Source organism: Bacillus sp. TH17 (assembly GCF_016651125.1).
In the GTDB taxonomy this organism is placed as follows: domain Bacteria; phylum Bacillota; class Bacilli; order Bacillales; family Bacillaceae_G; genus Bacillus_A; species Bacillus_A mycoides.
Window position 1 is genome coordinate 1,783,242 of the sequence record NZ_JAEKEN010000001.1, and the last position, 24,731, is coordinate 1,807,972.

The following is a 24,731-nucleotide window of genomic DNA, read 5'->3' on the forward strand; positions in this document are numbered from 1 at the left end:
ATCTCCGAAAAAAGAGCTGAAGGAATTCGGTTCTTTTTTGTTTGTAGTATTTTGAAATTTCTTAATGTTATAATGGTAGTTGGTGATGAGAATGAACATAGATGAAAAAGAGATGCATCGTTTAGAGGCATTAAAAGAAATTGCTGAGTTACTAAATGAAGCAACAAACTTACAGGAAATGTTAGGGAAAGTGTTACATACATTATTACAAGTTATGAATTTACAAACAGGGTGGATATTCTTTATTGATGAAAGTGGAAAGCATCGTATGCTTGTAGACCAAAACTTACCCCCAGCTCTTACGTGGCAGGAAAAGAAGCCGATGTGTGAAGGCGATTGTTGGTGTGTAGAACGTTTTGTGAATGGAAGATTGGAAAAAGCGACAAATATTATTGAATGTAAACGAATAGAGGATGCGATTGAATGTAATTGGGGCGAGACAGAAGATGTTACACATCATGCGACAATCCCGCTAAGATCTGGATCAGAGAAATTTGGTCTATTAAATGTAGCCTCGCCTCATAAAACACATTTTTCTGAGGAGGAGTTAGCGTTATTAGAAGCGATTGCATTTCAAATTGGAACGACAATACAACGTATTCAATTAGTTGAGAAAGAACGAAAATATGTAGTTGTAGCTGAAAGGAATCGATTGGCTCGTGATTTACATGATTCTGTTAAACAATTGTTATTTTCAATTATGCTAACAGCGAAAGGGACTCTAAATATGACGAAGGATAGAGACTTGCAAGAGATGTTAAGTTATATTGGAGAATTATCACAGGAAGCATTACAAGAGATGACACTTTTGATTTGGCAATTAAGGCCTGAAGGATTAGAGAAAGGTTTAGCAGAAGCGATTCAAAATTACGGAAAACTGTTAGGGATTCAAGTGGAAGTTCGAATTGATGGAATGGTTTTAATTGAAGATGAAATAGAAGAAGTTTTATGGCGTATAAGCCAAGAGGCATTACATAATTGTAAAAAACATGCCTCATGTGAAAAAGTATGTGTTCATTTAAGGATAGAAAATAATAAGTTGCATTTTTACATAGAAGATAACGGAATAGGATTTATACAGGATCAAGTAAGAGAGTCAGCACTTGGTTTGAAAAGTATGAAAGAACGAATTGAATTAATGAGGGGAATTTTTCGAATAAAAGCAGAACCGGAAAAGGGGACAAAGATAGAAATTCAATTACCGGTTTGAGAGGGAGAACGTCAGTGAAAATTAAATTATTACTTGTAGAAGATCATCATATCGTTCGAAGGGGACTCGTATTCTTTTTGAAGACGAGAGAAGAATTTGAAATTATTGGGGAAGCAGCAAATGGTGAAGAAGCATTAACATTCGTCCAAACAGAAAGGCCAGATGTAGTATTAATGGATTTATCAATGCCGAAAATGGATGGTATTGAAGCGACAAAACGTATAAAACAATACGACGAGACAATAAAAATTCTTATGCTCAGTAGTTTTTCAGAACAAGATTACGTTTTACCAGCATTAGAAGCTGGGGCAGATGGTTATCAATTAAAAGAAGTGCAGCCAGATCAACTTGTTGCGTCAATCGTTGCGGTATATCAAGGAAACGCAAATTTTCACCCGAAAGTAACACCAGCACTATTAGGACGATCAGCAGTCAAGAAAGAAAAAGAGAATCCTTTTTCTATGTTAACAAAAAGGGAGCAAGAAGTACTTCGTGAAATTGCGAAAGGAAGAAGCAATAAGGAGATTGCAGCAGAACTTCATATTACAGAACAAACTGTGAAAACACACGTTTCTAACGTATTGGCTAAATTGGAAGTAGATGATCGTACACAAGCTGCCTTATACGCAGTAAAGCATGGGGAAAACTAGAAATAAGTATGAATAATTGTGTCATATGCTACGGAAGAATACATATGACACAATTAAAATGTATAGAGATGCCGAATAAAGGTTTTTCTTCTTTCAATAATTAGGTACAATAAAGTGAAACTTTAATCAGTGGGGGAGCCATCCCCACTGATTATTAGTTGAACCAATCGGGTTTTTACGGGATAAAGCTACTATGGAAGGGGAAGATACGCTATGCCTGGTACAAAAAGTGGGATTGGAAAGATTCAGGCTTCGTTAAATGGTTTATCACCGAAATTACGAAGTATTGCCGAACATATTTTGAAACATCCACAAGATGTTGTACATAAATCGATTACGGAATTAGCGGAAGTTACGAATAGTTCCGAAGCAACGATATTCCGCTTATGCAAACACTTAGGTTTTCAAGGGTTCCAAGACTTGAAAATTACATTAGCTCGTGAGATTGTACATACCCCGATGCAAAATATTCATGAGGAAGTATCGGTAGAAGATAATATTGTCACTGTTGCTAAAAAAGTTTTTCATTCACATATTACAGGACTGCAAGATACATTACATTTGTTAAACGATAACGCGTTGGAACAGGCAGTAAGTGCGCTGAATGAAGCGAAACGAATTGAGTTTTATGGAAATGGTGGTTCAGGTATTATTGCGATGGATGCTTATCATAAGTTTATGAGAACGGGTATTTCTTGTATTGCTCATACGGATTCACATTTTCAAATTATGGGAGCGGGCTTGCTGACAAAAAAAGCAGTGGTCATTGCAATTTCTCATTCGGGCAGTAATAAAGGTTTACTTGAAGCGTTAGAAGTAGCGAAAGCAAGAGGGGCCAAAATTATTGCGATTACGAGCTATCAAAAATCGGCATTAAGCCAACTTGCTCATATAACATTATATACTTCGACGCGTGAGACGGAATTTCGTACAGAAGCAAGTTCGTCACGATTAGCGCAGCTTAGTTTATTAGATACTTTGTATGTGGGATTGTCATTGCAGCGACAAGAGGAAACACTACAAAATTTACAAAGTATACGTGAAACTATTTCGATGAAGCGAATATAAAAAGCTCTTCAAATGAAGAGCTTTTTATATTGGCGAGTAGTCTGTTGATATACCCTCTAGATCTACTTGTTCTAAGTGTCTATAGAAATATGCCAATTACCTATAATAATAATCTCTCATCTTTTAGACCATTCATTTGTTAAACCTCGATATTTTGCATATGAAATTTAACAAGTAGCTTGATACATCAAAATACGTATTGGGTAATAATTCAAATATTGTTCAATATTTTACAATAAGCTTATGAAATTCCATGTTATGATGAACCTGTAATGATGATTGAACACTTAAATTTGGTACAATAATTAGCCAAAATAGTGAGGACAGTAGTTGTGAGATAAACTCATTAAAACTCTAAAACACTAAAGGGGAGATCACATATGAAAGCAGTAGTAGTTAATAAAAACAGCAAAGCAAATATTGAAGTTATTGAAAAAGAATTACGTCCGTTACACTCGGGTGAAGCGCTAGTAGATGTAGAGTATTGTGGAGTTTGCCACACTGATTTACACGTTGCGAATCATGATTTTGGAAACACCGATGGCCGCATCCTTGGTCATGAGGGTGTAGGTATTGTTACTAAAATTGCTGATGATGTTACTTCACTAAAGATAGGTGACCGTGTAAGTATTGCATGGATGTTCCACTCTTGTGGACGTTGTGAATATTGCGTAACGGGGAGAGAAACATTCTGCCGTGAAGTGAAAAATGCTGGTTATTCAGTAGATGGTGGTATGGCTGAACAATGTATTGTTACAGCTGATTATGCGGTGAAGGTACCAGAAGGATTAGATCCTGCTCAAGCATCATCAATTACATGTGCGGGCGTAACTACATATAAAGCTATAAAAGTATCAGACATTAAACCTGGTCAACCTATCGTAATCTATGGTTGTGGTGGATTAGGTAACCTAGCTATTCAATATGCTAAAAACGTATTTGGTGCAAAGGTAATTGCAGTAGATATCAATGACGACAAATTAGCCTTAGCAAAAGAAGTTGGTGCTGATATGACTATCAATCCGATTTCTCAAGGTCCTGCTGATAAAATTGTTCAAGAGGAGTTTGGTGGTGCTTATGCTGCTGTAGTAACAGCAGTTTCTAAAGTAGCCTTCAACTCAGCAGTTGATGCAGTACGTGCTTGTGGTAAAGTAGTTGCGGTAGGTTTACCAGTAGAAACTATGGATTTAAACATTCCACGACTTGTATTAGACGGAATTGAAGTAGTTGGTTCTCTAGTTGGTACTCGTAAGGATCTGGAGGAGGCATTTATGTTCGGCGCAGAAGGAAAAGTAGTGCCAGTTGTTCAAACGTGTTCTCTAGATAAAGTACAAAATGTATTCGAAGAAATGGAACAAGGTAGAATTCAAGGGCGTATGGTAATCGATTTTAAACAGCATAATTGTGATTGTAAATAATTCATTTTAAATATAAAAAGCATGAGTCTAGCAAAGGACATTTAAAAAAGTTAGACGGCATAAAAAAGATGATCCCTCGTATTCAATAGGGATCATCTTTTTTATATTCTACTAATATCAATGCCAATTAATACTTGATTGATGAGACATGATTAAAGGTTCACTTTATCTACAAACGAAAAAGAATCTTTACTTTTAACAAATTTTTTATGATTTGGAACGGTTTGAATTGCTACAACTTGCGAATCTCTTGCTTTCAGTGCATCTTGAATCCCGATTGTCATAAGCTTAATAAATAGAATCGTAATAAAGAATGAAACGAGAGTATACAAAATAATCCACCATGAAATATTCATTTCATAACGATTTAATCCAATAAGGCCTGCCCAATCATTCGATAGAGAAACAGGTTTGAGTACTCCGTCATAGAGTTCACGCATTTGTATCCCACCAATTACAATATCAAGCAACGCTAAATGGATAACGAGTATGAGTGTTTGGACGATATGTTCCATAAATAACACAAATAAGCGATCAAGTAATAAGACTCGTAAGTGTTTTTTGATAATATGAAAACGGCTAGCACCCAGTAATTGTGAACTTAAAATGTAATCTCGTTTCATAAATTCATCAACCTCTGAGGAGATATATAAAGAAAGTGTAGGTAGAGCGACGAAAATAAGTACGAGAACTTGATAAAACGCAAATGAAATATTTGGATCTAATCTATCAGCATTTGATATGATTACAATATTAACGGGCGTGATGAGTATAAATGCGATAAATAAAGTAGGAATATAGTAAAAAACTTCTGAGCATGCCTGGAAAAATCTCTTGAATCTTGGAGCGTATAAACTTAAGAGGATTCCTATACATGTTCCGAATAAAATTCGAAAGAAGCTAATTGCCACGGCTAATAAAATGGTGAATTTTGCTCCTTCTACAATTTGTAAGAAAACAGACTCTCCAAAACGATCAGATCCAAAAGGCGGCATTAACAATGGCGAAAAGGGGGCCTTTCCAAGTAATTCGTTATTGTCATTGTAAAGTAACTGAGGAGGTTTTGGGATGTTATCTTTAAAGAACCAACTATAAATAAAACTAGCTGAAACAAGTATGAATAGATAAGTAAAGCCGATTAAAAATCGTTTTGATTTCCAAATAGATTTCATAATGCTGCTCCTTTCAATTGCTTTTTCCATCTATTCATCATGAATGAGATTATTTGAAAAATGGCATAAAACGGTAAAATAATCATAACAAGTATGATAAATGCAGCTGGAGGTGAAATAAACGCCTTCTTAAATAAAAATTGAATAATGCCTTCCATATTAAAAACAAATTCTAAAATGAATAAGTTAGAAAGTAAGAAAACAAAAATCGTTTTTAAATGATGAAAGAAGTGGATAGATATATTTTTGAATAAATGAATGCATAGTATATAACTTGATGAAAGTCCTTTTCCATATGCAACCTCTACGTAATGTTTTTCATGTTCTTCTTTTATGTATAACACCATCATCCGAAACATTTGTAATGTAGGTAAGACTGCTAAAGATAAAATAGGGAGTAAATAAGCTCGATTTTCATTAAAAGAAATAATGGTGACAGGAGATTCCCCTAATTTCTGAAGTACCCATATGAAAAATATTTGCAAACAAATCATCATCATCATATCAGGGACAGCTTCTAATATGAACACAATTCGGTTTATCCATTTTTTTATATAATCTTTTGCTAAAAAATAAAAAAATGCCATACTAGATGATAGAAAGAGTGCAAGCAAAAAGGCTATAAATAATACAGTAAATGAATATAGGTAAGGTTCTAAAACAGTTGGAAATAATGGTGTCTTTTTGAAATGACCAAATTTCGGGTCTGATCCCATAACTACTAATGATTCAGGGGAGAAAACCTGTTTTAACATAGTAACGATCTGATTAAAAAAATGAATTGGTTGAAAAGTGAATCCCTGTTGAGTGATAAATAAATAAGGTAAATTTAGTAATAGTAAGAGTGATAAAAGAATTGATGAAAGTTTTATTGTGAATTGAGATATTTTATATAACATTAAATCCCTCCGACATCTTTTTACAACATTATACAATAAAGTTCGTGTTTTGTTTTGATTTTTCAGAAAAATATAAATACTATTAGATTTTATAGTATGGAACATATATTTACAAGGTAAAAAAGTGATAGTAAGCAGCCACGCCCTATGTCCATCAAGCTAAGAAAACGAGAACTTATATATTATTATCTTTAGGTGGAGGGGAAAGAATGTTTGATAAATTAAAAAGGTTATTTAAAAAAGATAAAGAGAATGATTTAGAAGATGAGAGGTATATTTTGGTTTGAAAAAATTTTCTTTTCATAACTTGATTTATGAAAAAATATTTTATATACTAATTCATGTAAACGGTTTACTAGATCGTATTTTGCTAGAAACGAAGGGAAGGTTCGCATGGAAACAAGGGGGAGAGTAATCGGGGTTGACATCGGTACCACAAGTACGAAAACGGTTGTATTCACTGAGAAAGGAAAAGTCATTGCTTCACATGCAATTGATTATCCAATTATTCAACCGAACGTCGGATGGGCTGAGCAAGATCCTGATGTAATATGTGCTGCTGTATATAAAACTGTAAGCGTTGCCATTGAAAAGGGTAATGTGTCACCGGAAGATATTTCTTCTATCGGGATTAGTACAGCGATGCATGCCTTAATTGCTGTAGATGAAAACGGTGCGCCGTTAACGCGCTCTATTATTTGGGCAGATAATAGAAGCACAAAGCAATCAGAAAAACTATTACAACAAATGAATGGTCATGACATTTATAGAAGAACTGGTACACCGATTCATCCGATGTCACCACTTTCTAAATTATTGTGGATGAAAGAAGAAGAAACGGAGTTATTCAGAACTGCTCATAAATTTATTTCCATTAAAGAGTATGTCATTTATCAATTATTTTCACGCTATGTAGTTGATTATTCTATCGCATCTGCTACAGGGTTATTTAATTTAAAAACATTAAACTGGGATGAAGATGTTTTAACTATGTTAAATATGTCACCAGAACAATTATCAACACCTGTACCAACTACATATATTTTATCGGGAATGAAGCCGGAATTAGCACAAAAGATGGGTATTAGTGAGGATACTCCGGTTGTTATTGGTGCAAGTGATGGTGTTCTTGCAAATGTAGGTGTCGGTGCAATATCACCTGGCTCAGCTGCAATTACGATCGGGACAAGTGGTGCGGTTCGAACAATTTCATCGAGTGTTAATACAGATGAAAAAGGAAGAACTTTTTGTTACGCATTAACAGATGAGCACTGGGTGATCGGCGGACCAACGAATAACGGTGGAATATTACTTAGATGGTTACGTGATGAATTTGGTAGCCCAGAGCAAGAGGTAGCAAGAAAGCTTGGAATTGATCCTTATGATTTATTAATTAAGTATGCAGAAAGTGTACCAGCTGGAGCAGATGGATTACTATTTTTACCGTTTCTATCTGGAGAACGTGCACCCTACTGGAATGCAAATGCTCGAGGTACATTCTTCGGGATAAACCTTCAGCATAAACGTGAACATTTCATACGAGCAGTTATGGAAGGTGTTTGTATGAGTGTGTATTCAGTAGCACTTGCCATTCGAGATTGTACAGGGCCACTTACTGAAATACGTGTTTCAGGAGGCTTTGCGAAATCTGCATTTTGGAGACAAATGTTATCTGACATGATGGGGAAAGAATTGCTTGTTCCAGAAAGTCATGAAGCATCTGCGCTTGGGGCAGCAGCACTTGCTTTGTATGCAATTGGGAAAATTGATTCTCTTGAAGAGGTGAAGGATTGGATTGATATTGTCCATCACCATGTACCGAATAAAGAAAATACGGCTTTATATTTAGAGATGTTTTATATGTATGAACGACTTTACAATCGTTTGAAAGAAGAATTTGATTGTATAGCTGCTTTCCAACGTAAACAATAGGGGGATTGGGAGAAATGGTAGTTGGGATCGTACTAGCGGCTGTTGTTATATTACTTTTACTAATTACGGTAGTAAAATGGCATCCATTTGTCGCGTTAATTTTAACAGCAATCGGAGTTGGGCTAGCAATGGGGATGCCCTTAATTGGAACTTCACCACAACATCCGGGGATTATCGATTCTATTAAATTAGGTCTCGGTAATACGTTAGGGTTTTTAGCGATTGTTTTAGCTTTAGGAACAATGCTTGGAAAAATGATGGCTGAGTCTGGCGGTGCTGAACGAATTGCTAACACATTAATTGGACGTTTTGGGAAAAAGCGTGTTCACTGGGCAATGATGTTCGTTGCATTTATAGTAGGGATTCCGGTATTTTTCCAAGTTGGATTTGTACTATTAATTCCGTTAGTATTTACAATTGCGTTAGAAACAGGGGTATCACTTATTACAATCGGTATTCCGCTAGTAGCAGGTCTTTCGGTTGTACACGGACTTGTTCCACCGCATCCAGCAGCTATGGCAGCGGTAGGTATATTTAAAGCAGATGTAGGGAAGACAATTTTGTATGCATTAATTGTCGGGCTTCCAACTGCAATAATTGCAGGTCCGCTTTACGGGAAATGGATTGGTGCTCGTATACATAAAGAAGTACCGTTAGATATAGCGGAGCAATTTATTGAAAGAGATAAGAAGAAGGAACTTCCTAGCTTCGGAAATACATTGTTTACTATTTTACTTCCAGTATTTCTTATGCTAGGTGCATCGATAGCGGAAGTAGCATTAAATAAAACAAGCCAACTTGCACAAGTATTGCATTTTATTGGAGATCCAATAGTCGCATTATTAATTGCAACGATATATTCTTTCTTTAGTCTTGGCTATGCAAAAGGGTTTTCTAAAGACAAAGTCTTACAAGTTACAAATGATTGTTTAGGCCCAATTGCAAACATACTGTTAGTTATCGGTGCAGGTGGTGCCTTTAATAAAGTGTTATTAGATTCTGGGATCGGAACTACAATTGCGGAGATGGCGAAAGAATCACATATTTCACCGATATTATTAGGTTGGGGAATTGCTGCACTTATCCGAGTTGCAACGGGATCGGCTACTGTTTCTATGATGACAGCAGCTGGAATTGTAGCACCGATTGCAGCAAGTACACCAGGAGTAAATGTAGAGTTACTGGCACTTGCAACAGGAGCAGGGTCATTAATATTATCGCATGTAAATGATTCTGGATTTTGGATGATTAAAGAGTATTTCGGAATGACTGTGAAAGAAACATTATTAACATGGACCGCAATGGAGACAATATTATCTGTTGTAGCACTTGGATTAATTTCGTTATTAAATATATTTGTATAGAATGGGAGATTGATTAATATGAAACTAGGTTTAATTGGATTAGGAAAAATGGGATTCCCATTAGCTGAACACTTACATGAAGACAAGCATGAAGTAGTTGTATACGATGTAAATAATGAGCTTGTTGAAAAGGCAGGGGAATTAGGGATTACTGCTCGTCATACGTTAAAAGAAATGATTGCTGAACTCGAAGCACCTCGTACAATTTGGGTAATGGTACCTGCAGGAGAAGTTGTTGAGTCAGTACTAAAAGATGTATATCCATTATTAGAGGAAGGCGATATCGTTATTGAAGGTGGAAATTCATTCTATAAGGATACGTTACGCCGTGCTGAAGAAGCGAAAAGCTTTGGCTTACATTATGTAGATATCGGTACATCAGGAGGTGTAGAAGGAGCTAGATACGGCGCTTGCTTAATGGTTGGTGGAGAAAAAGAAATTTATGATCAACTAGAACCTTTATTTAAAGATTTAGCAGTAGAAAATGGTTATTCATATGCAGGCCGCGTCGGTAGTGGGCATTTCTTAAAAATGGTTCACAACGGTATTGAATACGGAATGATGCAAGCAATCGCTGAAGGATTTGAAGTACTAGATAAAAGTGATTTTGATTTCAATTATGAAGATGTTGCAAAAGTATGGGCAAACGGATCGGTTATCCGTGGTTGGTTAATGGACTTAACTGAAAAAGCATTTGCAGAAGATCCGAAACTTGATGGCATTAAAGGTGTTATGAACTCTTCAGGAGAAGGGAAATGGACTGTTGAAACTGCGCTTGAATTACAAGCAGCGGCACCAGTTATCGCTATGTCATTATTTATGCGCTACCGTTCACAAGAAGATGATACATTCCACGGAAAAGTGGTTTCTGCACTTCGTAATCAATTCGGTGGACATGAGGTTGTGAAAAAATAGGAAATATTAGTTTTGTGAAACTCATACGAAAGTATGAGTTTTTTTATTTCTCATACTATTTAATGAAAGTTTTTCCCTCTTTTTACTGTGTTTTGTATAGAAATTTCTGATAATATATAAATATAACTTGAAAACAAAGGGGAGAAATAATTATGAAACTAGTCGTTATTAACGGTACACCAAGAAAATTCGGTAGAACTCGCGTTGTGGCAAAATATATTGCAGAGCAATTTGAAGGGGAGTTATACGATTTAGCAGTAGCGGAATTGCCTTTATATAATGGAGAAGAATCACAACGTGAATTAGAGGCAGTAAAAAAATTAAAAGCTTTAGTGAAAGCTGCGGATGGAGTAGTACTATGTACACCAGAATATCATAATGCGATGAGCGGAGCGTTGAAAAATTCGTTAGATTACTTAAGTAGCAGTGAATTCATCCATAAGCCTGTCGCATTACTAGCAGTTGCTGGAGGAGGTAAAGGGGGAATAAACGCATTAAATAGTATGCGGACTGTCGCTAGAGGCGTTTACGCAAATGCAATTCCAAAACAAGTCGTGCTTGATGGATTACATGTGCAAGATAGTGAACTTGGAGAAGATGCAAAACCATTAATTCATGATTTAGTTAAAGAATTAAAAGCATATATGAGCGTATATAAAGAGGTGAAAAAACAATTAGGAGTTGAGTGATATGTCCTCTCTTTATCATGATTCTCGCTTGTATTACATTCTAGGAGCCAATAGTTTATCAGCTATTGGTTCCGGGATTGTTATGATAACGATTCCGTGGTTGTTAATTAAGGAAAGTGGAGGAGAGACAACATTTGGTTATGTTTCTATCGTTGCAACTCTCATCATGTTTTTACTAACACCATTCATTGGGCAAAGCATAGATCGTTTTTCAAGAAAATCTTTATTGTTATGTAACGAAGGTATCGGGATAGCCATTATAGGAATGATGGCCATTTTGGGATTTGCTGGGCAATCATACAATTCTATTCATTAAATTATTATTTATATAGCAGGTTCTTTCTATTATCTATTATTCTATCCCACAATATTTGCATTTAACCAAGAAATATTTCAATCAGAGCATTATAAAAGTTTAAGTGGCACAATGGAAATACAAGGACAATTAACGCAAGTTATTTCAGGCGCAGCTGCTAGCTTTTTAATTGAGATTATTTCTTTGAAATGGATCTTGTTAGTGGATATGTTAACTTTTGCAGGAGCATTTTTTCTTTTCTTATGTATACCGTATGTAAAGAAAAAGAAGTAAAACGGAAAGCAACATTTAAGAAGCAATTGTTCGAAGGAATTCACTTTATGAAAATGCGCCCTAAGTTATTTTGGTTTTTACTAGCGACTTATATGCCGTTTATCGGTGTCATGATGGCAAATTATTTAATCCCAGTATATATTTCAGATATACTCAAAGCTAGTGCCTCTGTATACGAAATTGAAGGTATGATGTACGGTGTCGGAGCGGTTCTTGCAGGAATAAGTATTCCAATCATGATGAAATATGTCAAAATAGAAATTTCAATCGTTATGACGATGGTTATTTATGTAATTTCAATTACCGCAATGATTATTGAGCCTTCCATTATGTTATTATATGGACTAGCGATTTTCCATGCGATTGGAAATGCTGGAACACGAGTGGCGAGAAATGTATTATTAATGTTGTTTACGGCAGGCGTATCTAAAGCAGGGGTAATGATCCCGTTTTACGTACTGAGCTGTATATTGATCCTATCATTAGGGATTGCTTTTTATTATGTAATTTCAAAACGTAAAACGGAAGCGAATGTGTCTAATAAATCAATTGTTTAAAAAATACTTCTGCCTCCTTTTCTTTTTCTATATAATAAAAAGAAAGGGAGTGTTAACTTATTTATGAACAAATGGATATTGCTTATAATCTTATTACTACCTCCGCTATACATCATTTATATGACGTTTCGAATGAATAAAGTTGCTCGTGAAACATTGAGTAATCACTCTCCATACGTTCTTATATTAGGTGCAAAGTTATTTGGAGATAGACCGTCTTTATCTCTTCAAAATCGTTTGGATATAGCGTTGGAATATTTACATGCTCACCCTGAGGTGAAAGTAATTGTTTCAGGTGGTCAAGGGGAAGATGAAGATATACCGGAAGCTCACAGTATGAGAAACTATTTAATGGTACATGGTATAGATGAGAATCGTATTTTAATTGAAGACCGCTCTACAAATACGTATGAAAATTTAAAGTTTAGTATGGATTTATATGATGTAAAGCATGCGGTAGTTGTAAGTAATACGTATCATTTATATCGAACGAAAATAATTGCAAAGCGTTTAGGGATAAAGATGGAAGCTTTGGCTGCTGAAACACCGAGACGCTCTAAGAAAAAAGCGTATGTGCGTGAATATGCTGCAATTATGAAAACAATATTGTTCGACCGTTAGAGCTCAAATGAGAGCTCTTTTTTTGTATAATAAAGCGTATCATTTGAAATGAATGCTATATTCCATCAAAATAAAGGAAACAACATGAAAGGAGTTGTGTCTGTGATTCAATTTAATCATGTGTCAAAAGCGTATGAAGATGGCACAAAAGCAGTGGATTCACTACATTTAGAAATTAAAAAAGGAGAATTTTTTGTTCTCATTGGTCCGAGTGGTTGCGGGAAAACAACGACAATGAAGATGATTAACCGTTTAATTGAAACGACGGAAGGATCAATTTTAATCGATGGAAAAGATATTCAACAATATAACATAAACGAACTACGTTGGAATATAGGGTACGTGTTGCAGCAGATTGCGCTGTTTCCACATATGACAATTGCTGAAAATATTGCAGTTGTCCCTGAAATGAGAAAATGGACCAAAAAGGAAATAAAAGCACGTGTCGATGACTTGCTACAGATGGTTGGGCTCGATCCAGATGTATATCGTGATCGTATGCCAGATGAATTGTCGGGAGGGCAGAAACAACGTGTTGGTGTCGTACGGGCATTAGCCGCAAACCCGAAAATTGTACTTATGGACGAACCATTTAGTGCGTTAGATCCGTTAAGTAGGGAGCAGCTTCAGAAGGATATCGTACAACTGCAAAAAAAGATTCAAAAAACAATCGTGTTCGTAACGCACGATATGCAAGAGGCTTTATCACTTGGTGATCGTATTTGTGTAATGAAAGAAGGAAAAGTTGTTCAATTAGATACACCAGAAGGAATTATACATAACCCGAAAAATGAGTTTGTAGAGGAGTTCATTGGAAATCGTGGACGACCTTGGTATGAGGGGAAGAGTATAGAAGAGGTATTGCCGCTAGACGAGGGTATACGAGTTGAAGGGAATGCTTTATCTTTACATTCGTCATTACAAGAAGCACTAGTCCGCTTACAAACTGAAGAGTCAGTGCCGGTTGAAGAGCATGGTCAATATGTTGGAGCGTTAACAAGTCGTCAAATTGTCAATTACATTGTTGAACAAATGAAGGAAAGAGGCTAAACAGTGACTGATTTTATTCAAACGTTCCAAGAACGAAAAGTAGAATTGCTAAGTGCATTAAGTGAGCATTTACAAATATCGCTTATTTCACTATTTTTTGCAGTAATTATTGCAGTGCCGCTCGGCATTATATTAACGAGAAAAGAACGAATAGCTGAATTTATTATAGGGACTTCTGCTGTTATGCAGACAGTGCCCTCACTTGCTTTACTTGGACTATTAATTCCGTTAGTAGGAATTGGAAAACTGCCAGCTATAATCGCATTAGTTGTGTATGCACTATTACCTATTTTACGAAATACATATACAGGAATACGGGAATTAGATGAATCACTTATAGAAGCGGCGAGAGCTATGGGGATGAATAGCTGGAAAAGATTATGGAAGGTAGAGCTTCCGCTCGCATTGCCAATTATTATGGCTGGTATTCGTACAGCGATGGTATTAATTGTTGGAACGGCTACATTAGCTGCTTTAATAGGCGCTGGTGGGCTCGGTAAGCTCATATTATTAGGCATAGATCGAAATGACCATGCGCTTATCATTTTAGGGGCCGTACCAGCTGCGTTACTCGCTTTATTCTTTGATATAGTACTTCGCGTACTTGAGAGCCCGAAACGCTCTTCTAAGCGCGTTATATTGACGATATGTATAGTTGTAGTAATGATAGCTGCTCCATTTCTTTGGAATACCGAAAAGAAAGACATAGTTATTGCTGGTAAACTTGGATCTGAACCAGAAATATTAATTCAAATGTACAAGCAACTTATTGAACAGGATACAGATTTACAAGTGGAATTAAAGCCAGGCCTTGGAAAAACAGCATTTGTATTCGAAGCGTTAAAATCAGGTGAAGTAGATATATACCCAGAATTTTCAGGTACAGCTTTATCTACTTTCGTGAAAGAAGAACCGAAAAGTACAAATCGTGATGAAGTATATGAACAAGCTCGTATTGGAATGGAAAAGAAATATAATATGGTTATGTTAAAGCCAATGGAGTATAACAATACATACGCACTAGCCATGCCGAAAAAAATAGCAGATCAAAATAACATAAATACAATTTCTGATTTAGGAAAAATTGCACAGGAAGCTAAAGTAGGATTTACATTAGAATTTGCTGATCGTGAAGATGGTTATAAAGGAATGCAAAAATTATATAACTATAAGTTTTCAAATGTTAAAACGATGGAACCGAAACTGCGCTATAGTGCAATACAATCGGGAGATGTTAACGTAATCGATGCATATTCAACAGATAGTGAATTGGAGCAATATGGGCTTAAAGTGCTAAAAGATGATAAAGGACTATTCCCGCCTTATCAAGGAGCACCATTATTAAGAAAAGAGACGTTACAGAAATATCCTGAACTCGAAAAAGTATTAAATAAATTATCTGGAAAGATTACAGATGAAGAAATGAGAAAAATGAATTATGAAGTAAATGTGAATGGGAAAAGTAGCGAAGAAGTCGCAAAACAATTTTTACAAAAAGAAAAGTTACTTCGTTAATTTTACAATAAATATACAATTTTATATGTATGAAATGACCGTTCATTACAAAATGAACGGTTTTTTTGTGCATACTTATACATTTTTTCAAAAAAGTATTCCATTTTTCTTCATTTTCTTTTAGAATAAGTAATGTTTTCCTGAAAAAATATAAGAGAAACGTCTATTAGAGAAAAAGGTGACTTTAATAGTTGAACGAACATAACACCTAGAATGACAGATGGGGTGGTACAAATAGAAAAGAAGTTAGGATTTTTTCCGTTAATCGCATTAGTAGTTGGAACGATGGTTGGTGGCGGTGTTTTTAGTTTACCGCATGATTTAGCAGTAGGAGCAAATAGTGGTGCAACGATAATTGGTTGGTGTATTACAGCAATGGGAATGATTCCACTTGCGCTCGTATATCAAACGTTAGCAAGACAAAAACCGGAGCTTGAGGGCGGAATCTATAGTTATGCACGAGCTGGATTCGGTGAATATATTGGTTTTAACAGTGCTTGGGGATACTGGCTAGCAGGGATTTTAGGAAATGTTGCAACAATTATGTTACTGTTTAGTACATTAGGTTACTTCTTCCCAATTTTTAAAGGCGGAAATAATGTTGCGTCAATCGTAGGTGCATCACTTTTATTATGGACATTGCATTTTCTAATTTTATTTGGAATTCGTGAAGCTTCCATTATGAATGTTATCGCAACGATTGGGAAATTAGTTCCGATCTTATTATTTATTGTCGTGATGGTAACAGCGTTTCGCTGGGATACATTTACACATGACTTTTGGGGCGAAGGAACTATCTCAGTTTCCTCTGTACTAGGTCAAGTGAAAAATACAATGCTTGTAACCCTTTGGGTGTTCATTGGGGTTGAAGGAGCAGTTGTATTATCAGGAAGAGCTAAAAATAGTAGAGACGTTGGAAAAGCGACAGTACTTGGACTTATTTTAGTAATGTCTATTTATATTTTAATTTCTGTTCTGTCAATGGGAGCCATGACAAGAAAAGAACTTTCAGTATTAGAGACTCCTTCAATGGGACATGTATTAGAACATGTTGTTGGGCCATGGGGTGCAATGGCAATTAATATTGGATTAGTTGCGTCACTTGTAGGTACATTAATTGGCTGGTTTTTACTTGTTTCTGAAATTTCTCACGTAGCAGGAAAAGACGGCGTGTTTCCGAAAGTCTTTACGAAAACAAATAAGAAACAAACGCCGCATATGGCATTGTGGATTTCAAATATCGTTGCCCAAACTATATTTATAATCGTTTTGTTTTCACAATCGACATATCAAATTATGTATTTTATTGCGTCAACATCTATATTACTGCCGTACTTATTATCAGCGCTATTTCAATTGAAATTAGTCATCACGAAAGAGCTGAAAGTTGCGAGAGTAAAAAATGGATTGTTAGCATTAATTGCTTCCCTATACTCTGTATGGTTAATTTATGCAGCTGGTTTAAAGAATTTATTGCTTGTTTCAATCGTATATGGTATTGGGATTCTCGTGTATATGTTTGCAAGAAAAGAAAAAGGGAATCGTTGTTTTGCAGGCAAAGAGCGATATGTGATGTTGGCAATTGTTATTGCAGCTATTACATCACTTTATATGTTACTGACAGGAACTATAAAAATGTAAAAGTCCTTTTAATTTAAAGGGCTTTTTTCCTTGTCTAGAGAATATTTAATACATAAGATATTCAGGAGGGATGAAAATGGAAGAAAAAGAACAGTTGTCTAGAATTATGGATTTAGCTAGTGATTTAAGGAAAGTATTAGTACAAGAATCTTTTTTTAATCATCATCCTGAACTTCGAGGCGTGATTGAAAATTTAGCGAGTTCTGTAGAGAATTTGGCGAGTTTGCAGCAAAATAAAGATGAAAATGCCGAAGATCGATTACGGTACGTACTTGCTAAAATGAAAATCGCTCATAATGCCATTTTACAAGAAAAAAAAGCATTTCCTTCTCATTAATATACGTTTTAATTTTGAACCTGACGGATGACGTCAGGTTTTTTATTTCTAGTTTTAGATTGTAGTTCATACAATAAGGATAGTATGAAAAAAAGAAGGTGACTACGTTGAAATTACATAAAGCTCTTCATCCAAGTTTTATAAAGCGAATGTATTATATGAGGTTTATTGGGAAGTTTGCAAAAGCTGAGGGAGAGAAGAATGGAGAAAATTTCTTTGTACAATGTCTTTCTTCAATACCTTTAACTTTACAAGAGTTATTTCCGACTGGAAAATATTTGTTTGAAGGATTATGCAGTAATAAAAAGAATGAAAAAATCTTTACTGATTTAAAGAAGCATAAATTAGAAAAGCAACTGGTTATGTTTCGTCTTTATTATGATCGTGGAAATTTATTTCTGGAATTAATATGCACAGAAGAGCCTCGGGAAATAGCATCTTCATATAAAGTGATTCCTTCACCAAAGGTCTCAAATTATAAAAAGAGAGCGTCATTGGAACGGAAGTTAAGCAACGGTTATTTATCATTTCTTATGCCTAAATTACCAAAAGACTTTGAGCCTCCAGAATTATTGTGGCATGAGGGAAGGCTATATGGAAATTTATCGTTAAAATCATCAATAAGTTCAATTTCATATTTTGAGCAAAGAAAAGAATGCAAATATATTGAAATAAACGATTGGATGAAACATGTAGAAATAGCAGTAGATGATCATTTATATTTTGTAAGTGAAAATGTGTATGACCAACTAAATAAACGAATTGCTGAAGAAGGTAAGTTAGTTGAAGTAGAAGATATTAAAATGCAAAAGGATGACTGGGAATGGGATGAGCGTGAATCCTCTTTTTTGCAGTATGTACAAAGTATGGTTCGTAATAAAGGGTTATATTTGGATGATACAGATATATATAATTTTCACATTAGTATTAAAACCAATATGTTAACAATTGTTGGTGGTATACCAGGTGTTGGGAAATCACGCTTTGTGCAAGCTTATGCAGAATCACTTGGGTTACGTTATGGGGAAGAATTAATTTGGATTCCGATTTCACCATCGTATCAAGAACCACATGATATTCTCGGTTACCTTCATCCGAATGGTAATTTTATTGAAAGTGAAACGAAGTTAGTTCGGACATTGTTAAAGGCTAAAGAAAATCCAAATCAATTGTATATAATTGTGTTCGATGAAATGAACATGTCACATATTGAGCATTGGTTTACTCCGTTTCTATCCGTTCTTCAACTTGAAAAGAAAAATCGTATTTTGAGTTTGTATGAGAAAGTACAAGAAATAGAAAATCAAATTCCACCTTCAGTGGAAATTGGTGAGAATATTATTTTCGTAGGCACTGTAAATTTTGATGAAACGACGAAAGAGCTTTCCGATCGATTATTAGATCGAACAAATTTGATTACATTACAAAAAATTCCGTTTTGCGAGATGAGTATAGAACATGAGAAAGTTGTTCAGCAACCCCCGCTGAAAGTAACAACGGGAGAATTTCGACTCAATTGGTTTAGGAATAAAGAGATGATCGAAGTGTATACTGAAGAGGAATTAGAGTTATTGGATAAGTTACATGATGTATTATCATCACACGATATATCAAAAGGAATTTCTTTCCGATGTGCAAGCGCAATCGCTACGTATTTGCAAAATATACCGTTCCAAAATAATCAGTCCTATATGATTAGCAGGGAAGAAGGTTTTGATTTGCAAATAAAGCAGCGTGTATTAACGAAATTAAGGGGGACAGAAATGACAGTGGGCCCTCTACTTTCTGAAGAAGCAAAAAGGGGAGCGACATTGATACCACTTTTACAGTCTCCGCTTGCAAATCGTGTATCTACATTTGAACATTCTTTAGCTTATATAAGACAAAAGCGTAGAGAACTGGAGCTGTATGGCTATGCAAAATGAGGAGCGTTATGAAACAGCAATCGTCGATACGAAAGAAACGCTCCCGTTTGTATTGAAGCTAATTATTGGTACTGAGGGGAAAGGCGATTTTATCCTTTTAAACCGGCTTTGTACGTCTACTACAGCATTAGTTCAATGTATTTATAAAGTACAGGAATTAAAACCACTGAAATTACATTTCCATTATCAAAATCCAATGGATATTACATTCATATGGAATAAAGTATATGAGGGACAAAAGAATATAAAAGAGTCACAATATGAATTAAATGAAAAAAAACAAAGAGTATTAGTGTATGAACATGGAAAAACTGAATTTTTTTATCCGTGGCGCTGTGGCTTATACCATTTTGAAGTGCGTATAGAAGATAAAACTTATTATGGTGCTTTTCAAGTTGTTCCTAAAAACTTTTTTGATGACCAATTTGAAATGATTCAAGATTATGTGAAGTCAATTTTAAACGAGTTAATTTTAGATAGAGGTTATTACAAGAAAACTTTCTCAGCACTTAGCGATATTGAAGATTCTTCTTATTTGGTATTGTTAAGAAAGTTGCCACAAAAAATGAAAAGAATAAAACAAATTTTTAAGAAAGTAGAATCGAATGCGGAATTTGTACACGAATATGAATGGGAAACGAAAGCGCGGAAGGCAACGAGAAAAACTGCCATTATGACAGAAAGAAAGCTTTATGCGAAATATTACAACCGTAAATTTAAGGAGCAAAAAAATAGTATTGAAAATGCATTTCTTAAATTTAAAACGATGCAATTCTATTATTATTTACTTGAAGCAGAAATTTTTGTACGTAAAACTATTGAAATACTAGAAGGAGAAAAGAGGAAAAAGTCAGATGAATTTCAAGCTGTTAAAACAATTATGAAAACGATTGAACGAAATGGATCCGTGACGGATAGGGAAAAACAAAAATATAGAAATCTACATTTACTGAAAGAAGCAGATTTACGGAAAAGTTCTGTGAAAATACAAGAATATAAAATATTAGCTCATATCGTATATGAAAGTGTGCAATACTTTCGAAATTTATTGTATTCTCCATTTTGGAGGGAAGTTTCTGAAACAGCTACCATTAATTCGAACACTTTATCTATACCGCATCAACAATTAATCCACCATTTAGAATTGTTACCGCAACATACGGAGCAACCTCCATCTTTATTATTCGTATATAAACCAACGTTTTTAGTGTATGAGTATTACGCTTTTTTTATCGTTATTTCTATATTAGAACAAATCGGATTTGAAGATAAGAATCCTATTCGTGAACAAATACAAGAACATTTTTATTTAGACGGATTACAAGATGGAACGACAGTGATTTTACATCGAGATGATATAAAAGTGCACGTCGCGTTTAATGATTTAATTGAAACACACCCTCTTATTGCACTAAGCAAAGGAAGTAATTTTTATAACGGAGAGGACACAAAGAAGCCGGATATTCGTTTAGATTGTTATGTAAAGGAAGAAGAGAAGTATGTATATAAATCTTCTATTATTATCGAAGTGAAATATAGTCCTATGTACAATATTTTTCAGCCTGTAGGTAATACGAAAGCAACGGAGCAAATGTATAAATACTGGTCTATTAAGTATGTAGAAGAACAGAATGGTAAACGAATTTTTAAGCGAAGAGCGATTTATGAAGTGATTTGTGTATATCCAGGTAGCCATATGCATAGTAAAAAAATTGAATCTGGATGTGGAGTGTTTTTACAACTATATCCATATAAAACGAAACAAGGAGAAGAGAAGTTGGCTGGGAAGCATGGGATGATTCAAATTTTTGAGAAATGGTTAAAAAGTAATAAAATGTAAAAGAAATCCTTTTTGATGAAGGATTTCTTTAGGTTAAGAAGAATTATATGCAGTACGGAAAGACACATTATACGGTTCGAACTTGATAGTGATTATCATTTTTTTATTAGAGTAATTGAATCTTTTTATGTTTGTAACAGTATGGGGAATTAAGGGGTTTTGCATGTGTATTAATGACTAATAAGTAGGAATTTAATTCATTTTGCAGAATATAATAAGACATAAATATTTTTAGTTGCATACGAAGATTTGTTCTTATATGATAGTAAGTGAAAGCGTTATCAAAAACAGAGCGGCGATGGGAAAGGCGGTTAAATATGTTCCAGCGTGTTCAAACAAAGGAAGAGCATTTTTGGTTCGAGCAACTGTGGGGAGATTTTTGTGAAGAAAGAAACTTAATGTTTGTAGAACGTAATTTAAATCCATCACGATTTTTATTAATAGAAGATGAACATCATATTGGTACAGTAGAATGTATTAAGTTTACAGTACCTGAACAATCAAATTCTGAGTTTTTCTATCCGTTTTCTAAAAATGATTTAGTGAAAGATTTGAAAAATGTGTATGAAATAGGAAAGTTAAGTATTGCGAAAACGTCTCGGGGGAGAGGACATTTCAAAAGGCTGGCAGCTATTTTATTTATGCATGCGTTAGAGACGAAAGCGGAATGGTATATTGCAGCAGTTACAAAAAGAATGTATATGTATTTACTTACACTCGGTTTTCCAATCGAACCGATAGATAGTCCATTCCAGTTTCATGATACTTTACAAGGTGTACCAGTGCGAATTCATGCTCGAAAAGGGGCTACACATCTGTATTCTTTGAAAGAATTCCGTGATATTATTCAAGGGAATGCTCATGCGCAGGCACTTATTGCAGAATACAGTAAAAATATTATGTTAACAAAATGAAAATATATGAATATGTATAGTATGAAGAAGAGTTACTTATTACGGGCATCTGTTTTCATACAAAAAGTAGACCCTTATTCTCAGAATAAGGGTCTAAAATATTATAGTCCAAATATACTAAAAATCATTTTACGACGCTTCGGTTTCTTTTCTCTTTCATATGTTGGTTTTGCATCAGGAGTAATGTATATTGGTTCTTCTTTTTTTAGGGCAGCTTCTAGTTTTTGAATTCGTTCTAACATTTCCTCTATTTCGCGGCGATGTTGTAAAAGTTGGTATGTAACGACATCATTTGCTTTATCTTGCATTTGTTCTTCCATTCGATCTAGTCTTCTCGTAATTGTGGTAAATTGAGCTGTTAATTGCTCAAAATCATTCGATGATGTGTTTTGAACAATTGTGTTTACTTGAGTTTTTAATTTTTCTACATCATTTGAAGATGGTTTTTGAGTAGTTTGAGAGTTTTGAGGCTGGTCCATTTGAGAGCGATGGTATTCTAACATTAGATCTAAATCACCTTGTGTGAAAATAAAATGACCATATTTATTTTTTTAATCGTAAGATTTAATTGTTGTGCAATCCGGACAACAGCCTTTGGGCTAACACCTAATTTCTTTGCGATAAATGGTGTTTTATATTCCAAAATAATCCCTCCTATATATATCCTGTTGAATGATTTCTAGTTATGTAGCAAGTTCCCTTCAGGTGTGACAAAAGAAGTGTGGAATCGGCAAAGAAAGTGTTTTTTCACGAAGTTCAGCTGTTTAGCACATACTATTTATATAAATCATTTTTAGTTATCGGAAAATTGGGCTTATTATAGTTTGACGATAATAAGCTAATTAGATTATCATAATTATAAATATCTTTTTTATGTATGCATATAATATATAAAAAGGTGGTTACTAATGTAGAATTTTATTAGAGTATAAGAATGCTTACTTCACTTGAATAAATTTAAGTAGGAGGTGGCTTCCTTGCTTACACTGTAAGTAAGGAAAAGTATTTGGACATATATAGTATAAGTATAGTGATTGTTTTAATTGCCTTAACGGCATTTTTCGTTGCAGCAGAATTTGCAATTGTTAAAGTGAGGAGTTCACGAATTGACTATTTAATTGCAAAAGGAAATAATCGTGCAATATCTGTCAAAACAATCATTACAAACTTAGACGAATATTTATCAGCTTGTCAATTAGGAATAACTGTTACAGCTCTTGGGATTGGGTGGTCTGGTAAACCTGCGCTAAAGCACATGTTTGATGTGTTGTTTGCAAATTGGAACGTCCCTACTCAACTCGCAGACATTTTAGCTATAATTTTAGTATTTTTGTTTATCACATTTTTCCATGTGATAGTAGGAGAGTTAGCTCCAAAAACATTTGCGATTCAAAAAGCAGAACAAGTGAGTTTCTTTGTTGCTAAGCCACTCATTTTGTTTTATCGTATTGCATTCCCATTCATTTGGATTTTAAATGGATCAGCTCGGTTAATTACAAAGTTTCTTGGGTTGAAACCACCAAAAGGGCATGATGAAGTGCATTCAGAAGAAGAATTGCGGTTGTTAGTTTCAGAAAGTTATAAAAATGGTGAGATTAATCAATCTGAATATAAGTATGTGAATAAAATATTTGAATTTGATGATCGTATTGCGAAAGAAATAATGGTACCACGAACAGAGATGAATATTTTAAATAAAGAAATGCCTGCTGAAGAGGCTTTACAAAAAATGTCTCATGAAAAATATACGAGGTATCCGGTTGTTGATGGTGATAAGGACCATGTAATAGGCTTTGTGAATTTTAAAGATATATTTACAGATTTTGTGAAGCACCGAGTTGTTAGTGAAAAGACAGTGGAGCAATATATTAGACCAATTATTTTAGTTATTGAATCTATCCCGATTCATGATCTATTTTTAAAAATGCAAAGAGAAAGAACTCATATCGCTATATTAATTGATGAATATGGTGGTACATCAGGTCTTGTAACCGTTGAAGATATTTTAGAAGAAATTGTAGGGGATATTCAAGATGAGTTCGATACTGATGAACAACCGGAAATCCAACAAGTTAGTGAGACGAAAACGATTTTAGAGGGAAAAGTACTTGTTAGTGAAGTGAACGCATTATTAGGTTTGACTATTGACGACGATGATGTCGATACGATTGGCGGTTGGATCCTAACAAAAAATATTGAGATTTCCGAGGGTGATACCATTGAGATTGAAAATTATAAATTTTGCGTGAAAAAATTAGATGGACACTATATTAAGAGATTAGAAGTAACGAAACCTTCAGAATCGATTGTTATTGTAGGAGATGAAAAAAGATTTCGCTCCAAGAACAAATTAGTTCGTAAACTCTGCTTTGTAGCAGAGTTTTTTTGAGCAAAATGTTTTTTTGATGTATTAGGGCTATGATAC

The 24,731-nt window shown here is 34.7% G+C and carries 18 protein-coding genes and 3 pseudogenes; 18 read left to right on the top strand and 3 right to left on the bottom strand.

The features are described 5' to 3' along the window. Positions 1 to 91: 91 nt before the first annotated feature. The 4 genes from JFT95_RS09080 to adhP all read left to right on the top strand — a co-directional run bounded on the left by JFT95_RS09080 (position 92) and on the right by adhP (position 4,346). Positions 92 to 1,210 carry a GAF domain-containing sensor histidine kinase gene (locus JFT95_RS09080; protein WP_002031724.1) on the top strand — a complete coding sequence of 373 codons (1,119 nt, stop codon included), beginning with the start codon at positions 92 to 94 and terminating at the stop codon, positions 1,208 to 1,210. A gap of 14 nt (positions 1,211 to 1,224) precedes the next feature. Beyond that, a complete protein-coding gene (locus JFT95_RS09085; protein ID WP_002031722.1) occupies positions 1,225 to 1,860 on the top strand; it encodes a response regulator in 636 nt (211 codons plus the stop codon). 213 nt (positions 1,861 to 2,073) lie between these two features. Then, complete coding sequence (locus JFT95_RS09090) at positions 2,074 to 2,928, top strand: MurR/RpiR family transcriptional regulator (protein WP_002031820.1); 855 nt, start codon at positions 2,074 to 2,076, stop codon at positions 2,926 to 2,928. A 380-nt stretch (positions 2,929 to 3,308) separates the two neighbouring features. Further along, positions 3,309 to 4,346, top strand: coding sequence for an alcohol dehydrogenase AdhP (gene adhP, locus JFT95_RS09095; protein ID WP_201052033.1), 1,038 nt, complete (start codon positions 3,309 to 3,311; stop codon positions 4,344 to 4,346). Between the two features lie 152 nt (positions 4,347 to 4,498). Here the strand turns inward: adhP and JFT95_RS09100 are convergent, their stop codons facing one another. Continuing rightward, positions 4,499 to 5,518, bottom strand: coding sequence for an ABC transporter permease (locus JFT95_RS09100; protein ID WP_002141644.1), 1,020 nt, complete (start codon positions 5,516 to 5,518; stop codon positions 4,499 to 4,501). Beyond that, positions 5,515 to 6,417, bottom strand: coding sequence for an ABC transporter permease subunit (locus tag JFT95_RS09105; protein ID WP_002031814.1), 903 nt, complete (start codon positions 6,415 to 6,417; stop codon positions 5,515 to 5,517). Before JFT95_RS09105 ends, JFT95_RS09100 begins: the two co-directional genes overlap by 4 nt. A 393-nt stretch (positions 6,418 to 6,810) precedes the next feature. On the opposite strand from JFT95_RS09105, the gene gntK reads away from it, so the two are divergent. From gntK to JFT95_RS09170, 13 genes and pseudogenes are all read left to right on the top strand, one after another. Next, the gene (gntK, locus tag JFT95_RS09110; RefSeq protein ID WP_002085840.1) at positions 6,811 to 8,349 is read left to right on the top strand and encodes a gluconokinase; all 1,539 of its coding nucleotides are present in this window, start codon (positions 6,811 to 6,813) and stop codon (positions 8,347 to 8,349) included. Between the two features lie 14 nt (positions 8,350 to 8,363). Further along, positions 8,364 to 9,713 carry a GntP family permease gene (locus JFT95_RS09115; RefSeq protein WP_002141651.1) on the top strand — a complete coding sequence of 450 codons (1,350 nt, stop codon included), beginning with the start codon at positions 8,364 to 8,366 and terminating at the stop codon, positions 9,711 to 9,713. A gap of 18 nt (positions 9,714 to 9,731) precedes the next feature. Continuing rightward, positions 9,732 to 10,628, top strand: a complete 897-nt coding sequence (gnd, locus tag JFT95_RS09120) for a phosphogluconate dehydrogenase (NAD(+)-dependent, decarboxylating) (protein ID WP_002189506.1) — start codon at positions 9,732 to 9,734, stop codon at positions 10,626 to 10,628. Between the two features lie 152 nt (positions 10,629 to 10,780). Beyond that, positions 10,781 to 11,317, top strand: a complete 537-nt coding sequence (locus tag JFT95_RS09125; RefSeq protein WP_002031805.1) for an NADPH-dependent FMN reductase — start codon at positions 10,781 to 10,783, stop codon at positions 11,315 to 11,317. A 1-nt stretch (position 11,318) separates the two neighbouring features. Beyond that, a pseudogene (locus JFT95_RS09130) lies at positions 11,319 to 12,463 on the top strand (MFS transporter). Between the two features lie 63 nt (positions 12,464 to 12,526). Then, on the top strand, positions 12,527 to 13,084 hold the full coding sequence (locus JFT95_RS09135) for a YdcF family protein (protein WP_002127228.1): 558 nt from the start codon (positions 12,527 to 12,529) through the stop codon (positions 13,082 to 13,084). A gap of 102 nt (positions 13,085 to 13,186) precedes the next feature. Continuing rightward, entirely contained in the window at positions 13,187 to 14,134 is a 948-nt protein-coding gene (locus JFT95_RS09140; RefSeq protein WP_098167757.1) for an ABC transporter ATP-binding protein, read from the top strand. Positions 14,135 to 14,137: 3 nt separating this feature from the next. Next, positions 14,138 to 15,649 (top strand): ABC transporter permease/substrate-binding protein, encoded by a 1,512-nt coding sequence (locus JFT95_RS09145; protein WP_201052036.1) that lies wholly within the window; start codon positions 14,138 to 14,140, stop codon positions 15,647 to 15,649. A 213-nt stretch (positions 15,650 to 15,862) separates the two neighbouring features. After that, a complete protein-coding gene (locus JFT95_RS09150; protein WP_002189509.1) occupies positions 15,863 to 17,290 on the top strand; it encodes a basic amino acid/polyamine antiporter in 1,428 nt (475 codons plus the stop codon). Positions 17,291 to 17,366: 76 nt separating this feature from the next. Further along, positions 17,367 to 17,627: a hypothetical protein gene (locus tag JFT95_RS09155; RefSeq protein ID WP_002085825.1), complete on the top strand. Its 261-nt coding sequence runs from the start codon at positions 17,367 to 17,369 to the stop codon at positions 17,625 to 17,627. A gap of 107 nt (positions 17,628 to 17,734) precedes the next feature. Then, positions 17,735 to 19,552 (top strand): AAA family ATPase, encoded by a 1,818-nt coding sequence (locus JFT95_RS09160; RefSeq protein WP_002012669.1) that lies wholly within the window; start codon positions 17,735 to 17,737, stop codon positions 19,550 to 19,552. Next, positions 19,542 to 21,392, top strand: a complete 1,851-nt coding sequence (locus JFT95_RS09165; protein ID WP_201052038.1) for a hypothetical protein — start codon at positions 19,542 to 19,544, stop codon at positions 21,390 to 21,392. The genes JFT95_RS09160 and JFT95_RS09165 overlap by 11 nt, the downstream gene beginning before the upstream one ends. A gap of 317 nt (positions 21,393 to 21,709) precedes the next feature. Beyond that, a complete protein-coding gene (locus JFT95_RS09170) occupies positions 21,710 to 22,306 on the top strand; it encodes a hypothetical protein (RefSeq protein ID WP_002085820.1) in 597 nt (198 codons plus the stop codon). 101 nt (positions 22,307 to 22,407) lie between these two features. Here JFT95_RS09170 and racA read toward each other — a convergent pair. Next, a pseudogene (racA, locus tag JFT95_RS09175) lies at positions 22,408 to 22,949 on the bottom strand (chromosome-anchoring protein RacA). Between the two features lie 363 nt (positions 22,950 to 23,312). Between racA and JFT95_RS09180 the strand changes: the two are divergent. Continuing rightward, a pseudogene (locus JFT95_RS09180) lies at positions 23,313 to 24,667 on the top strand (hemolysin family protein). Positions 24,668 to 24,731: the final 64 nt, after the last annotated feature.